Annotated in this window: 12 protein-coding genes and 4 pseudogenes; 4 read left to right on the forward strand and 12 right to left on the reverse strand. The window is 50.2% G+C overall.

Translation table 11 applies throughout. The features are described 5' to 3' along the window. Window positions 1–102: 102 nt before the first annotated feature. The 4 genes from JI735_RS04660 to JI735_RS04675 all read right to left on the reverse strand — a co-directional run bounded on the left by JI735_RS04660 (window position 103) and on the right by JI735_RS04675 (window position 5,283). Window positions 103–1,179, reverse strand: a complete 1,077-nt coding sequence (locus JI735_RS04660; RefSeq protein ID WP_039837982.1) for a bifunctional 3-deoxy-7-phosphoheptulonate synthase/chorismate mutase — start codon at window positions 1,177–1,179, stop codon at window positions 103–105. Window positions 1,180–1,605: 426 nt separating this feature from the next. Further along, the gene (locus JI735_RS04665; protein WP_051052134.1) at window positions 1,606–3,870 is read right to left on the reverse strand and encodes a PAS domain-containing hybrid sensor histidine kinase/response regulator; all 2,265 of its coding nucleotides are present in this window, start codon (window positions 3,868–3,870) and stop codon (window positions 1,606–1,608) included. A gap of 201 nt (window positions 3,871–4,071) precedes the next feature. Then, the gene (locus JI735_RS04670; RefSeq protein ID WP_039837983.1) at window positions 4,072–4,461 is read right to left on the reverse strand and encodes a response regulator; all 390 of its coding nucleotides are present in this window, start codon (window positions 4,459–4,461) and stop codon (window positions 4,072–4,074) included. 147 nt (window positions 4,462–4,608) lie between these two features. Next, a complete protein-coding gene (locus tag JI735_RS04675; RefSeq protein ID WP_025705325.1) occupies window positions 4,609–5,283 on the reverse strand; it encodes a Na-translocating system protein MpsC family protein in 675 nt (224 codons plus the stop codon). 216 nt (window positions 5,284–5,499) lie between these two features. Here JI735_RS04675 and JI735_RS04680 point away from each other — a divergent pair. Then, window positions 5,500–6,045: pseudogene (locus JI735_RS04680) on the forward strand (glutathione peroxidase). A gap of 192 nt (window positions 6,046–6,237) precedes the next feature. Here JI735_RS04680 and JI735_RS35335 read toward each other — a convergent pair. Next, window positions 6,238–6,678 (reverse strand): hypothetical protein, encoded by a 441-nt coding sequence (locus JI735_RS35335; protein WP_233476254.1) that lies wholly within the window; start codon window positions 6,676–6,678, stop codon window positions 6,238–6,240. Further along, window positions 6,645–7,406: an alpha/beta hydrolase gene (locus JI735_RS35340; RefSeq protein WP_233476255.1), complete on the reverse strand. Its 762-nt coding sequence runs from the start codon at window positions 7,404–7,406 to the stop codon at window positions 6,645–6,647. Before JI735_RS35340 ends, JI735_RS35335 begins: the two co-directional genes overlap by 34 nt. Before the next feature lie 167 nt (window positions 7,407–7,573). Here JI735_RS35340 and JI735_RS04690 point away from each other — a divergent pair, with 167 nt between their 5' ends. Further along, entirely contained in the window at window positions 7,574–8,137 is a 564-nt protein-coding gene (locus JI735_RS04690) for a PadR family transcriptional regulator (protein WP_039837986.1), read from the forward strand. A gap of 133 nt (window positions 8,138–8,270) precedes the next feature. On the opposite strand, the gene JI735_RS04695 is transcribed toward JI735_RS04690, so the two are convergent. From JI735_RS04695 to JI735_RS04715, 5 genes and pseudogenes are all read right to left on the reverse strand, one after another. Then, window positions 8,271–8,564: a hypothetical protein gene (locus tag JI735_RS04695; RefSeq protein ID WP_051052136.1), complete on the reverse strand. Its 294-nt coding sequence runs from the start codon at window positions 8,562–8,564 to the stop codon at window positions 8,271–8,273. Window positions 8,565–8,777: 213 nt separating this feature from the next. Beyond that, window positions 8,778–8,972, reverse strand: a pseudogene (locus JI735_RS04700) (ATP-binding cassette domain-containing protein); the annotation flags it as partial. Between the two features lie 187 nt (window positions 8,973–9,159). Further along, window positions 9,160–9,594, reverse strand: a complete 435-nt coding sequence (gene tnpA / locus JI735_RS04705) for an IS200/IS605 family transposase (RefSeq protein WP_202677613.1) — start codon at window positions 9,592–9,594, stop codon at window positions 9,160–9,162. Window positions 9,595–9,916: 322 nt separating this feature from the next. Further along, a pseudogene (locus JI735_RS04710) lies at window positions 9,917–11,199 on the reverse strand (ArsB/NhaD family transporter). A gap of 253 nt (window positions 11,200–11,452) precedes the next feature. Next, complete coding sequence (locus JI735_RS04715) at window positions 11,453–12,793, reverse strand: outer membrane protein assembly factor BamB family protein (protein ID WP_039837823.1); 1,341 nt, start codon at window positions 12,791–12,793, stop codon at window positions 11,453–11,455. A 313-nt stretch (window positions 12,794–13,106) separates the two neighbouring features. On the opposite strand from JI735_RS04715, the gene JI735_RS04720 reads away from it, so the two are divergent. After that, entirely contained in the window at window positions 13,107–14,210 is a 1,104-nt protein-coding gene (locus JI735_RS04720; RefSeq protein WP_202677118.1) for an LLM class flavin-dependent oxidoreductase, read from the forward strand. A 12-nt stretch (window positions 14,211–14,222) separates the two neighbouring features. On the opposite strand, the gene JI735_RS04725 is transcribed toward JI735_RS04720, so the two are convergent. Continuing rightward, window positions 14,223–14,843 carry a flavin reductase family protein gene (locus JI735_RS04725; protein ID WP_039837830.1) on the reverse strand — a complete coding sequence of 207 codons (621 nt, stop codon included), beginning with the start codon at window positions 14,841–14,843 and terminating at the stop codon, window positions 14,223–14,225. 96 nt (window positions 14,844–14,939) lie between these two features. On the opposite strand from JI735_RS04725, the pseudogene JI735_RS04730 reads away from it, so the two are divergent. Continuing rightward, window positions 14,940–15,637: pseudogene (locus JI735_RS04730) on the forward strand (ArsR/SmtB family transcription factor). Window positions 15,638–15,640 lie beyond the last annotated feature (3 nt).

Genomic DNA, 15,640 nt, shown 5'->3' on the forward strand with positions numbered 1-15,640 from the left:
AGTTCAATCTGGTGTTGTAAGCGTTATTTATGACGATATTCTCGCTTTTCCTGCCCTATTCGTCCAAATTCTATATATTGAATTTTTTTGATTTCAGCGGATTCAGCGGTATAGTCCCGAAGCTTTGACTTCATTGAAGAAGGTATTGAACTCTTCAATATTCAACTGCTGCGCAGCATCGGACAGCGCGGTAGCCGGATCGGGATGCACCTCCACCATGATGCCGTCGGCCCCGGCAGCGAGCGCAGCCTTGGCGCAAGGAATCAGAATGTCCTTGCGGCCGGTAGAGTGGGTCACATCGACCAGCACCGGCAAATGGCATTCCTGCTTGAGAATCGGCACAGCTGAAATATCAAGTGTATTGCGGGTCGATTTCTCATAGGTGCGGATGCCGCGTTCAATCAGCATAATCTCCATATTGCCCCGGGACATAATATATTCCGCCGCATGAACGAACTCATCCAGCGTCGCGGACAACCCCCGCTTCAGCAGCACCGGTTTGTTCACTTCTCCGACGGCCTTGAGCAGTTCGAAGTTATGCATATTCCGCGCGCCGACCTGAATTACGTCTACATAATCAAGCGCCTCTTCAATATGCCGGGGATCGACAATTTCACTAATGGTCAGAAGGCCGTATGCTGTGGCCGCTTCCCGAAGAATTCTCAGGCCGTCCATTCCCAGACCCTGGAAGTCATAAGGGGAGGTACGGGGTTTGAAGGCTCCGCCGCGCATAACCTTCACTCCGGCCTTCTGCAGCGCTGCGGCAACGGTACGGGTCTGCAATTCACTCTCCACCGAGCAGGGTCCGGCAACCATCAGCGAGGATAATCCGCCGACGGTTACACCCCCCGGCAGAACGATCACTGTATCTTCCGCGTGGTTCTTCCGGGCCACCAGCAGGGATTTCTTATGATCCGTACTTTGCAGATCAAGCGATGCGGAGAAAATCTGCTTGAAAAGGGTGCGGATGGTCCCGCTTGTGAAAGGCCCCTTGTTGCTTGCCACCAGCTTCTCCAGCATCTGTTTTTCCCGTTCGGGATCGAATTTCGGCACACCCTGCTTTTCTTTTACAGCTCCAATTTCCTGTACGACCTGGGCCCGCTCGGAGATCAGCTCCAGCAGTTGTCCATTGATTTCATCCAGGCGGGCTCTCAGCCCTTCCAATTCCACATTGCTCATTACCTTCCACTCCTTTTTGTAAATGAATTTGATGATGAACGCAAAAAGGCCCCCGTCGCAAGGGACGAGGAGCCGTGGTACCACCCTAATTTAGAAATCAATCACTTCTGATGGTTCAGCACATCAAACACTTCAGGCAGAAATTAACTCTATCTTACACCCGTTAACGCGGAGCGCGGGCCTCCCTACGCATACCTGCTGCAGCAGTGTACTTCAGGGGCCGACTCGGAAGTGAACTTCAGCGCAAACCGTCTCTTGAGGGTGCTCTCAGTCTCCGGCACACCTTCCCTGTTAAGATCCGTTCCCCGCGCTTACTCTCTCCGTCATCGTCATTTCATTATGGTTGGCACTCAAATGTACCAGTTTCTGCTATCTTAATCAAAATATGATCCACATGCAAGACATTTATTCACAATATAACCTGACTCAGAAAAATTTGCCGACGATATTCGTAATCGCTTCGCTTCGCAAAGGCTTGCTGATATACTCATCCATACCGGCGGCCAGGCACAGCTCACGGTCTCCTTTAAGCGCATTTGCCGTAACGGCAATAATGACTGGCTGCTTGTCCGGCGGCAGCGTTTCTTTGATCGCCTGCGTAGCTTCCAGGCCGTTCATGCGCGGCATCTGCACATCCATAAAAATAAGATCGTAGCTCTGCTCGCGGGCCATCTCCATCACCTGCAGCCCGTCTCCCGCAACATCGACAGAATAGCCGCGTTTCTCCAGAATTTTACGCAGCACAATCTGATTGATTTCATTATCCTCCGCGACCAGAATCCGCAAGGACCGTTCGCCAGAGAGCGTTTCGTCCTCCTCAGTGCCGCTTGCGGAGTCCGGTAAGCTGCCGCTTTCCTCCCGGAGCTTCACGGTGAACACAAAAGATGCGCCTGTTTCTACTGTAGTATCCAGAGCGATTGACCCCCCCATCATCTCCACGAGCTGCCTGGTAATCGCCAGTCCCAGACCCGTCCCTTCATGCCGCCGGTCTATGAAATGATCCAACTGGTAGAAGGGCTCAAACAGCCGGCCCCGGGAGCTCTCGGGAATGCCAATACCGGTATCCGCTACGGTGAATTCAAGCGTTACGCTTCCTCCAGCTCTTGCCAGTACCCGCAACGTCACCTTAATCCCGCCGGTGTAGGTAAACTTTACGGCATTTCCCACCAGATTGAGCAGGATCTGCTTCAGCCTTTCCCCATCGCCGATCAGATGCTCCGGCACATCCGGACCGATGCTGACCTCAATCTTCAAGCCCTTTTTATCAGCTTTGTGCTGCAGCAGCTCAAGCACCGAATCCACACAGGGCATAAGCATAAACGGCTCTTCATGCAGAATGGTTTTCCCGGCCTCGATTTTGGAAAAGTCCAGCACATCGTTGATGATCGCAAGCAGGGTATCCCCGCTTTGGCGAATGATATCCAGATACTCTCTTTGCAGCGAACCCGGCTCACTCATTTCCAGCAGCAGATCGGTCATTCCGATCACACCGTTCATGGGCGTGCGGATCTCATGGCTCATCATCGCCAGAAATTCGCTTTTGGCCCGGTTGGTTTTTTCCGCAGCCTCTTTGGCAATCAGCAGCTTCTTCTGGTCGGTAATATCCTTAGCGATGATGTAGAGGCCTACCGTCTCCTGGTTGATGATAATCGGTGCAATCGTAGTCAGCACCTCAACAGAGTATCCTTCCCGGTGCCAAATGTGGTCGATATTCACTTCTGCAGGGCTGCCTTCTTTGGAATAGGCGATTACCTCCCCAAGGTGCTCTGCGCCGATAATCCGGCCCACATTCATTCCGGCAAGCTCCGGGATGCTGTAGCCTGTAAGCTGGCAGGCCTTCTCATTCCCATTGATGATCCTCCCCTCAAGATCCAGGGAAATGATCGCATCATGGTTATACTTTTTCAGAGAAGTATACCGTTCTACAGACTCCTGCAGCTTTTGTTCCACAATCTTGCGTTCTGTGATATCACGGCCTACGGCGAGCACACTGTACTGTGTGCCTTCTGCAATCAGCCGAAGCGTGAATTCAATCCACAGATAACGGCCGTCCGTATGCAGGACCCGAATCTGGACTCTCTGAAAATCTTGAGCTTCGGGGAAATGAAGCGCAGCTAGATCATCGGGGTGGATCAGCCCGCGGATGTCCCGGCCCACCAGCTGCTCTGAATCATAGCCCAGCACCTCGCTTACCGAAGGCGAGCAATATCTGCAGATATTGTCTGAAGTCGCGTAGTAGACCACATCCGAGATGTTGGCCACAATCTGCCGGTACAGTTTGTCCACAGATGGAAGCGGCTCATCCGCCGGTTCTTCGGCAGCAAGCTCAGCGATATGGATTAAATAATACAGCTTCTCTCCAGTCGAAGGATCGCTGATAAGCGTCATATGCAGCTGCACCGGCACACGCGCTCCGGAGGCGGAGGACAAATGGACTGCACACTTGGCAAAAGGAGTTTCTCCAGCCTCCAAAGCCCGCACCATCGCTGTATATGACTCCAATGAATCCTCGCACACAAGCTCTCTGAGATGTTGCGACAAGAGCTGTTCCCCCGTAAATCCAAGCAGCGAAGTTACAGCCGGATTTACGCTGGTCCATTGCCCGTTAACGGAAAGGAACGCTACTCCAATCGCTCCCGTTTTACATGCATGCTCAAAGTGGGAATATCCTTGTGCTTGCTGTCTTAACATGTAGTCACCGCCCGTTTGTGGAGTGTCAAACGCAAGAATTTTATATAAAATCTTCAATATAAATATCTTGTATTATTAGGTGAAAGTCAAATGGTAATCTAAGCTTGGTTTCAGTTGAACCAAACCGTTTTTCAGGCGGAGTTCTCCCCAGATCCACACCTATCGCTGCTTCCTTCCCTCTCTCATGAAATGGCCGCAGCATCACGCAATTCCGGCTAAAAGCCTCTCCACAGCCTCTGTCAGGGCCTTCACCTGAAAGGGTTTGGTAATATATCCGGAAAATCCCGTTTTTTGAGCCCGTTCGATGTCCGAGCGCTGGGCAAAAGCGCTGATCGCCAGTACGGGTATCGGACGGGTTAATTCGTCATTCTTGAGCTGGTCCATAGCTTCATATCCATTCAGGTCGGGCAGACCAATATCCAGAATAATCAGATCCGGCAGCATCTGCCGGGCGATCTGCAGACCAAGCGCTGCCGTCTCCGCTTTCAGCAATCGTACAGAAGGCAGGTTTTTTTTGAAGATATGGTGCATCAAAGCCATGTTGAGTTGATTATCTTCCACGTATAGCACTGTCTGCTTGTATTCTATCACCAGCTTGTCCCCCTAAATGTCCAGCGTAAATCCTCTGATGAGACAGCCAAAAAAAATAAAAAGCCGAAGAAAGGGACCATTCCCCCTTCTCCGGCTCATGTTCGGCTCATTTGCATGTCCGACTCATTTCCGCCTCATATATGGTGATTACAGAAAAGTATAGGCTATTACGCTGGTATCTTTGTCGAAATCCCAATCCACGTAGATGTCGGCAAGCTCCTTGCCAAGCATCGGTGCAATCGTGGTGGTATCCTCCAAGTATCGTTTTTCCATCTTGCGTTTGGTTGTTTTGAGCGTGTTCTCATAACCGAGGCCGATCAGTTCCTTCTCCAGAGGAATCAGAATGCCTTCACGCTTAATAATCAGGGTGCGGGGACCCAGCCACCAGGAATCGGTATGTACCGGCTCCTTCTGCACCTTTCTGCTCACTTCGTTAATTTGGGCATGAACCTCATCCCGCCCAGCATAATCGTCAATGGCTACATCATCATTCTTGATAAGCGCAACGATTATTCCTGAAGCGTTATGTATCCCCCAATCATAAAAAAGCTCGCCGACCTCAATAGCCATCGTGTCCTTCAGGTACGCTGAAAGCTCGGGAAGCAGCGATTTCATCAATAGCTCCCGTGTATACCGAAAAGCCTGTTCCTCTTCCTTGTTAAGCAAAAACCGCTCTACAGGGCCGATAAAATTTCGTATATGCAGTGCTATGCATTGCTTCCCGATAGAAGCATGTATAGACTCGGGTCCCTTCCCGAATCGCTCCCGAAGCAGTCTTCCTGCATAACTGGATAGTTGGCTAGTAAGTTCCGTAGTGCTCATTCAATTTCCTCCAGCAATTATATTCTTTTGTCTGAGTTTGTTAGTATGGGGAGAACTTTCCTGCTGAAAGAAACGGTTAGTTCTCTTAAGTATAATATTATCCAACAACTTCGTATACAGTAAAATTAGTCTAGATTATTGACTTTTTAAATTAAGTTGCATACAATTAAATTACTATAAATTAATATGATGTATAATATGGAGGTTGAAACAGCAATGAGTGTCTATCAATATAGTGCCCGCAGCATACGGGGCAAGGAAACCAGCCTGGAGCAATACAAGGATAAGGTGCTGCTCATTGTCAATACTGCCAGCAAATGCGGCTTCACCCCACAATATTCGGATCTGCAGAAGCTTTACGAGAAATATCAGGACCAGGGGCTGCAGATTCTGGGTTTCCCCAGCAACCAGTTCGGGGAATAGGAGCCGGGCAGTAATGAAGAGGTTAATGTATTCTGTCAGATCAATTACGGGGTCAGCTTCCCTCTCTTCGAGAAAGTGGATGTTAAAGGAGAGCATCAACATCCCCTATTTACCTATCTCACAGAACAGGCAGGGTTCGAAGGGTATGATACCACGGATTCAAACGGCAAACTGCTGCACGCTATGCTCCAGGAGCGTGATCCGGCTGCGCTTGATAATGACGAAATCAAATGGAATTTCACCAAATTTCTGATTGATCGTCAAGGGAATGTCGTGAAACGCTACGAATCCCCCGTTGATCCGATGGATCTTGAACCGGCCATTCAGCAGCTGCTGTAATCATTTTTCTTCCATCGGGTTTCTTTTCATATAGCTTCCCCTTTCTAGCCAAAAGCATTCCCTTCTAGAACGACCATCAGGCCGCCCGGAAAAACCGGGCGGTCTGATGGTCGCCAATATTATCGGCGTTCTGTTCAGAACCTTCATCGGGACATCGTTCGGGCGGTTACACTGCCGGGCATTCAATCCGGCTCATAACCTCATCCAGCCATGTAAAAACCCGCTGGTTAAAAAGCTGCAGTGCTCCGAAATGACAATGTTCTTCTCCCCTTCTTCTGCGGTAAACCGCATGTAGGTTTTCTCGCAGGTCAAGGCTTCGTAAAGCTTTTGCGGCTGACCCTGGAAAAAATGATCATTCTCCGCTTCGCATACCAGCATCGGACATTGAATGTTCTGTGCTACACCCTCCAACGTAAAAGGCTCCGTCTTATCAGCCAGCTCTGAAAATGTTGATGCTTTAAATGTAAATAGACCGTTCTCGATGGCCCATCGCATATTGGTATTTTTCTTCATTAAATCCTCTATGAGTCGGTTCAGGCTGTCAGGATGTTCCGCTTGCTCCTTGTCCACTAATCCTTTCAGGGCGCCGACCTGAAAGTCTAGCAATCCATCATTTGCAATGCACGCCGCCAAACGGTGCTCAAAAGCCGCCGCCCGGGGCGCCAGATACCCCCCATGCTAATCCCCATCAATGAGATTTTTGCAGGATCGACTTCAGGCCGGGACTGCAAATAATCAATGACAGGAGAAAGTACATGTTCCCAATCATGGCGAAATGGAATGGCTTGCTCCCGGATAACCGCGCCTTGGCCTGGTCCCTCAAAGGTAAGACAGTTGTAGCCCCGCTGCAGCGCCGCCAACGCCCCCCCGAAATAAAGCTCTTCCCCCGTAGAATCGTAACCGCCATGGATAATTAATACAGGTTTAGGCTCTTGATTCAAATGATAGAAGTAACCGGGCAAAGTGATTCCCTCATAGGGAATCTCCACCTGCTCAACTGAAAAATCCATCAATGCAGTAGCCTCCCGGAAAGCCTTTCTGCTCTTCCCCCATGTATCCAAAAGACGGGGATCATCAGGATTGCCATGCAGAAAAAATTCGGCAGTACGGTAGTAATTAGAAGCCCGCAGCAGCCCTTCTCTTGCACTTACCCGCTCTCCCAGTTTCATGCTCTCCGCAGCCAATGCCTGAATACGGTTCGCTGTGGTATACCATTCTGTATGCCAGCTTTCAAAATCGCCTTCTTTAATTCGATAAGCGGTAGCCAGACACTCGCCGACATCAGCTCCGCCGAACGCAGCGTAGCTCATAGTGCGTAAGAGTTCAAAAGAAAATGTAGAGTCCTGAAAAATAAGTTTCATCAAAAAAACCTCCCAAGTATGATATTTTCTATAGGTCAAAATTAACCTATGGAAAATATAACCTATAGCACTGTTGATGTAAAGTTAAAATTAACCTATATTTTTGCTGAACTGAAACCTGTTTTCGATTAAAATAGAACATAAGTATGTTAAGAGGAGTTGTTTTTATGAGTCTTATTCGTTACGCTTTGCTCTCTCTGCTGGCCCGGGAGCCTTTGAGCGGTTATGATATCAAGCAGCAAATGAACGATCGTTTTGCCCCCTTCTGGAAAGCGGGAAGCAACCAGGTATATCCTGAGTTATCAAAAATGGAGTCGGAAGAGCTGGTAACACTGATAAGTGTTGAGCAGCACAGCTACCGCCCCGCCCGAAAGGTATATGAAATTACGGATATAGGAAAAACAACCTTAGCCGAATGGACCATCGAGCCTAAGGAAGTGGAAAAAGTAAGGGATGATTTTCTGATAAAGGCTTACAATTCCTGGATGATCCCACCCGCAGAGATGATTGAACGGCTAAAGGACATTAAAGTCCAGCATGAGGAACGGCTGGCTATCTATGAACGAAAAATGGTTGAACTTTCGGGACAGTTCAAGTTATTTGATACCAGCGACCCCAATTTCTCAAGTATTTCCGTCATTCAATTTGGGGCTCAGTATGAAAGGCTGTATCTGGCCTGGTGCGAGGATCTTATTGAAAAATTAAACCTCTCATTGCAGCAGCAAAAATAAATCCCCAAGGGACAGCATTCGTTAAATTCCTTTCCATTACAAAAAAAAGTACCCTTTTCTGAAGGGTACTGAGCAGTTACAAAAATTCACAAGTTCCACACTAAGCTTCTTCATCTCTGGTCCTACAAGACCTTTATTGCAGCTGCCAGTCGCTGATATTGAAATCTTTTTTGGCCAGCTTCTCCTCCACCAGGAAGTTCTTCGTGCCCTCCAGCAGCTTTGTTCCCTCCTCAGTGAACGGCGTATCCTTGATGTCGCTGATCGGACTCACCTGCTTCACCAGCTCAGGGGTGGTATCGCCGATCTCGGCCAGGAACTGATAATACTCAGCTTCATGCTGCTTCAGATCAGCCAGCGCCTTCTCACGGGCCGCATTCCACACCTTCGGGAAATCCGGGAATTTCTTCAGATATTCCTCCGATACCACAGTCGCACTGGAGCCCAGCAGATCCGGATGGCTTGAAGCATCATCCAGACGGGTGTAGCCCTGGTCAATCAGCTTCAGCGCAGGTACCCCTGTATTTCCACATCCCCGCGGGCCAATGCGGCAGTGGCGTCAGGAGTAAGCATATGGACCAGCTTATAACCGGTTACCTCCTCCTGCTGCAGCAGGCCGACTATATAACGGTGCATTCGTGGCGCTGCCGGTATAGCCGGTGTCGAGGCCGGCAACGATGCGCAGCAGCGTGCTTTTTCCGCAGCCGCTTGGGCCGATGACCGTAATGAACTCGCCTTCCTGCACCTGAAGCTCGACATTCTGCAGCGCCTGCACCTGACCCCCTGCCGTACCAAAGCTCTTATTCAGCTGTGTGATCGACAGCAAAACTTCTCCCATACCCGTTCCTCCTTCAGCTTAAATTTTCTAGGGTGGCAATCATAACCACCCGTCCAACGGGTGGTTTGCTCTGAGGCTATAAGCCTCTGGTGCCGGCTAGCGTCTAAAGGCGCTGGCTTTCACTTCGTTCAAGCCACTATGCCTTTGCCTCTTTTGCCTACCCCTGAAGGGGTGCTTGGACTACCAGCTACCCCTTAAAGGGGTTTTCATACTCTTTCACACTCAGCTTATCCAGTGCAATATCGTGACTTTCCTGCTCCTGGATATACTTTTTAATCGTTGCTTCATTGAGACCTACCGTGCTTACATAGTACCCTTCTGCCCAAAAATGGCGATTCCCGTACTTATACTTCAAGTTTGCATGCTTATCGAAGATCATGAGCGCACTTTTCCCTTTCAGATATCCCATAAAACTCGAGACGCTCATTTTCGGTGGAATACTCACCAACATATGAATATGATCGGGCATGAGGTGTCCTTCGATAATCTCTACTCCTTTGTAGCCACAGAGTTGCTTTAGGATATCTCGGATACTTTCTTTGTATTGATTGTAGATCACCTTTCGTCTATACTTTGGGGTGAATACGATATGGTACTTGCACATCCACTTGGGTTGTGCCATGCCTTCTCTGGCTTGTGCCACAAAAACCACCTTCTCCTTTCGTTAGACATAGTAGCTTGAACACTCCTATTATAACGATCGCATCAGGTGGTTTTTTGCTATAAGCATCACTACACCACCCGCATAGCAGGTGGTTTTTTGTTTCGCACGCTTCGCGTACTCAACTGGCTAAAGCCACTAACAAAAAACAGAGGTCCCGTGCAGTGATTAACACGGATACCTCTGTTGGAACAGTCGGCATATTTTAATTCAAAGTAAATCAATTGGAATTTGTAAATTTAAAATATCATCTATTTATAGCTCTGTCAACAAAAATTCACAATTAGATCAGGTACCGCAGATAGATATAGAGGCTTGAGATTACTATTGACAACAGCATCAAGGGAAAGCCCACTTTCAAGTATCTCATAAACGTGATGGGATATCCTTCTTTTGCCGCAAGGCCTGCAACTATAAGATTCGCACTCGCGCCGATCAGCGTCCCGTTCCCCCCAGACATGCTCCAAGTGCGAGGCTCCACCACAAAGGCTCCAGGTTGTGAATGCCCAGATTGCCCATCTCCTGAATCAGAGGAATCATGGTCGCTACAAAAGGGATGTTGTCCAGAAAAGCAGAAGCTATCGCGCTCAGCCATAAAATCAGCATCGAGCTGGCTGCCAGGTTTCCGCCGGTAAGCTCCATGGCTTGCCCTGCCAGCTCTGCAATCACGCCGGTCTCTACGAGACCAGATACGAGCACAAACAAACCGATGAAGAAAAAAATCGTCACCCACTCCACACCGGCAAAAGCCTTGTGCAGCATCTGCTCTCCTCCGGTGAGGAGAAGCAGCAGAAAGGCCCCGGCCAGCGCCACTGTCGCCGACTCCAAATGAATCGCCTGGTGCAGAAAAAAGCCGAGAATCGTCAGGCCCAGCACCCAAAGGCATTTGCGCAGCAGCTTGCGGTCAGTGATCATCGCCCGCTCGTCCATCTCCATCACACTCCGCTGCAGTTCGGGAGAAGATTTCAGCTGCTTGCGGAACATGAGCAGAAACAGCGGCAAATACGCCATAATGATGATCAGGATCACCGGAGTAAGGTTGCTGATAAATGCCATGAACGTCAGCTCCTTCACGGCGCTGCCAATCATAATATTCGGCGGATCTCCTATCAGCGTTGCTGTTCCGCCTACGTTCGAGGCGATAATCTGCGACAGCAGAAAGGGCAGCGGGTGAATGCGCAGCTGCCTTGTAATACTGAAAGTGACCGGTACCATCAGCAGTACGGTCGTCACATTGTCGAGAAAAGCAGAGGCCAGCGCGGTAACCAGCACCAGAGCCACCAATATTCGTTTGGGCTCCCCCTTGGCCAGCTTGGCCGCTTTTACCGCCACATAACTGAACAAGCCCGTCTCTGCGGTAATCCCTACCATCATCATCATACCCACCAGCAGCCCAAGCGTATTGAAATCAATATGCTCAAGCGCTGTTTCCTGCGGGACAATTCCCGCTGCAATCATAATCAGGGCTCCGAGCATCGCGAGAATCGTGCGGTGTACCTTCTCGGAAATAATCAATCCGTATGTAAGCAAAAATATCCCTATCGCCCAAATCCCTTGCTGTTCCATAATACCTCCCGTTCGAATTTGCATTGCATGTGGTATACAATGTTAAAGCAGAGTCTGAATACAATCAACCTTTGTAGGTTAAGCATCGAAATTTCATGGAATAAGGACTTTACAGATTGAACTTGAATCTGCAGTCTCATTATGAATAAGTAGATTTGTAGCATGACTGCACTTCGTGCAATAGAATGCTTATTATTGTGCGTCGAATCGCTTAATGTGAGTGGTTGTGATTATTAACTTTTCACTCTATTCCTTATTGCATTCTAAGGCTCTCCGGCTCCTTGAACGCTGTCAGCTTCCCTTTGCTCTGCACAATAATCATCCCGCTCTCCAGCAGGGTAGGTCCAAACACTCGGCCTGAGGTTTGCAGCTGCAGGACAGGCTTCGCTGTAAGGAGATTAATCGCCACCAGCTTGCCGGAGGGCTCTGCCAGATACATGCCGTGACCCAGTAGGTCAAATCTGGCAATCTGTCCGCCTGAGGGATACGGCACCGGCGACTGATTAGCCGTCTTTATACCGTAAACAGCCTGAGCATTGCTGAAAAACACTCTTCCGTCATATGGACCTGCGGCGTAGTCCAGGGACAGCCCGCTGCCCGACGCAGTGTATTTCATTGCTTTGACTTTGGAAGGGTCAGCCTCCAGAGGATAACTGTATAAGCTGTTTCCTTCCCCGATATAAATCTGTCCCCCGAGAAGCCAAGCCCTGCCCCCGCTGCTGATCACACCATTTACGGGCTCGGGATTGACCGGGTCAATATTTTTCGGGTTATACTCTGCCGTCTTCACCCGCTTGCCGGTTTTGGCATCCAAGCTGTCCAGGGTGGTCAAGGGCACCAGATCGATCAGATTACTCAGCCGCTGAGACAACACTGTTCCATTCGCCGCCGTTAGCGGAAGAGCCTGGTTGTCTGCTTCCCACAGATGTTTGCCTGTTGTACGGTCAAAAGCATGCAGCACCGTAAGAGTGTAAGCCCCGGACACCGAGTTTTGGGCAAATACCAGGTTGCCTTGGAATACCAGCGGGGAAAACAACGCTTCGCTGTAGTTGTCCTTCCAGAGAAATTTGCCGTCCCCCAGACGGAAAGCCATAATATCGCTGTCAGCAGCATACAGCTGATCCTGATCAATGCTCAGCTTGCCTTTGGCGTTGACCGTGGAACTCCATTTGTTGCGGCCAGTGTCGGCATGCACGGCATATATCGTCCCCCCCTCAGAACGGGCATAGACTACCCCCTTCTGATAGAGCAGCGGACCGAGAAGCTTGGCCCCATATTTCCAGGCTACCTTCCCCGTCTGCACATTGATCGCTACGGCCTGTCCTTTCTGAATGACATAGGCCTTCCCGCCTCCGGTAACTGCAGATCCCTGATTCATTGTTTCGTAATCCGCTGCCGCCGTATTCACATCCATGGTTTGGGTCCAGACGGTTTTGGCAGCCGGAGTCGTCGCGGTCCAGTCATAATCACTGTTGTTTCCTACGTAAGAGGTATGCGAATCAGCCCAAGCCGAATGTACGGAGTACGGCGCAAACAACAGGCTTAATCCGGCAATGATAGCGCAGGCCCTCTGCCTGATCTGTAATTTTTTCATCAAGCTATTCCTCCTTAGTTATGAGCCATTCCCATCGCCTTTCTCTAGACCCAGTATAACTCACCCTCTCCCTAATTCAATAATTTCCCATTATACCTGCAGACCCGCTCGAAATTCCATGGATGAAAACGGTAAAATCCAACACACTAAACCTATGCAACCCCTCAAACCGCACATTAACAAACTTACACTCATATACTTACATTTTGTAAGTTATTATGATACAATAACTTGTATTCCTCCTTTACGGACAAACGTACGGGCAAACTGCTCATCATGAGGTAATATTCTGAATAACAAGGGGTTATACAAGATGGACAATCACACGAAAGAACAAGTACCGGAATTTGAATTTGGCCTATACACTTTAGGGGATATCGTAACCGACTGCCATACAGGGCAGCGGATCAGCCCTCAGCAGCGGATGAAAGAAGTCATAGAGGCGGCCAAGCTGGCCGATGAAGCGGGGCTTGATGTGTTTGGGGTGGGTGAGCATCACCGGCTGGATTTTGTCATTTCCTCCGTGCCGGTGGTGCTGGCCGCCATTTCCCAGGTGACCAAGCGGATCAAGCTGACCAGTGCGACAACGGTGCTGAGCACCATCGACCCTGTGCGGGTCTTCGAGGATTTCGCCACCCTTGACCTGCTGTCCGGCGGCCGGGCGGAAATCATCTCCGGCCGGGGTGCTTTTCTGGAGTCCTTTCCGTTGTTCGGGTATGATCTGGAGGACTACAAGCAGCTCTTTACCGAGAATCTGGAGCTGCTGCTGCAGCTGAACCAGCGTGAAGTGATGAATTGGCAGGGGAGTTTCCGCACTCCGCTGAAGAATGCGGAAATAGCCCCACGCCCCTTGCAGCAGAAGCTCCCCCTTTGGGTCGGCATCGGCGGCTCCGCCGATAGCGCCGCACAGGCCGGAAGCCTTGGCGTTGGGATGGCGATTGCTATTCTCAGCGGCAGTCCGGAGCCTTTCCAGAACCTTGCCGACACCTACCGCCGGAGCGGAGCCGAAGCGGGACATGCCGCAGCAGACCTGAAGATCGCCATCACCAGCCATGGATATATTGCCAAGACCTCACAGCAGGCGCTGGACGAATATTACCCTTATTATTACAGCTACCGCAATGCCATCAGTCCGCATCCCGGTCAGGAATACCGTGTCTCGCGCCGGGATTTTGGCCGCTTCGTATCTCCGGTCAATACACTGGCTGTCGGCAGCCCGCAGCAGATTATCGAAAAGATTCTCTACCAGCATGAGCTGTTCGGCCATAACCGCTTCATGACCCAGCTCGATATCGGCGGACTTCCGTATGCCAAGGTGGCAGCCGCTATTGAACTGCTTGCCACCGAGGTTGCTCCGGTTGTGCGGCGGGAAATTGCGAAGAAGAACAGCGGCATCTCTCCCGCACGTGGACTTTGAACACCGTAATATTTACGTTTCCGACCGGTAGGATTTGCCAAGCTCCGGGCTCAGGCCAAAGTAATGGCGGAAATTATAGATCAGCGGGTTCCAGCTGGCCGGATCAATATGATGTTCACCGGCAACCAGTTCCTTATGGACATGTACTTGCATGCTTTGCGTCTCTACAATTGCAAAATGCGCTGCATCTTCCGGAATACGGATATGGTTCACCCGTGCTTCAATCTGGATCGGGCATTCAGCAATTCTGGCCGTTTGTACTGTAGCGGATTCGGCCTTTGTAAGTCCTGAGTAAGCAAATTTATCCTTTTCAAAAATAAATCCGGCCTCCTTCTTCTCAGCAGGAACCGGATTTTTTCCTGTGAGCCGGGCCAGCCCCTCCACCTGCTCCCATAGCGAAGCGTCAGGCAGATTAATCACGCACTCAGGCTTCCGCTGCAGGTTTTCCAGTGCTTTTCCGCCCGTCCCCAGGCCCAGGATAATATGCTCCCCCAAAGCCCATGAGGATGAAATCGGACTTATGTTTACGGTCATATCCTCATTGAGTGTCGTCAACAGGATGACCGGTGTCCCGTAATAAAGAATTTTTGGTTGTATAGTTACCGTCCCCCGGGGTTGCACAAATGGATTCATCATCTTAAAATCTCCTCTGCAAATGTATTGATTGTATTGTAAAATAGAACTCTTACAATATTCATCGAAATATGGAATGCAGAAGGAGGATATACCATGCAAGCCAATCCAGCCGTTGCCCAAGTGGCATCTCTGATCACAGAACCGTCCCGGGCAAGCATTCTGACCGCATTGATGGACGGCGGTCTCCACCCAGCCTCAGCGCTGGCTTCTGCCGCCGGGATCAAACCCCAAACCGCCAGCTTCCATCTCGGCAAGATGGCGGAAGGCGGCATACTCACCGTTCATACCCAGGGCAGACACCGTTATTATGGCATCTCCAGTCCGGAAATCGCCCAGGTGATAGAGCTGCTGCTGTCGATCTCGCCTCCGGTGAAGGTCAGCTCACTCCGCCACTCCGTACAGGATCAGGCCATGCGTCATGCCAGAACCTGCTACGACCATCTGGCGGGAAAATTCGGGTGCAGTTAACGGAGGCTTTGCGGCTTGAGGGGATTATTGCCGAGGAAGCGAATGGCTTCTCCGTTACAGCCCAGGGGGAGCACGCCTTGAAGAGGCTGGGAATAGATCTGGACCAGGTAAAAAAATGCCGGCGCGCTTTTGCCCCCAAATGCCTGGACTGGAGCGAAAGACGTTACCATCTCGCGGGGGCACTGGGCGCTGCTATCCTTCAACTTTTGCTGGACCGCCAGTGGGTGAACCGGCTCCCGCAGACGAGAGCAGTTGTTATAACCGCAGACGGCCAAAAAGGACTGGCAGCTGCATTTCCGCTTACCTTTTCAGTTCTTGTGTGACGA

Source organism: Paenibacillus sonchi, assembly GCF_016772475.1.
In the GTDB taxonomy this organism is placed as follows: domain Bacteria; phylum Bacillota; class Bacilli; order Paenibacillales; family Paenibacillaceae; genus Paenibacillus_AQ; species Paenibacillus_AQ sonchi.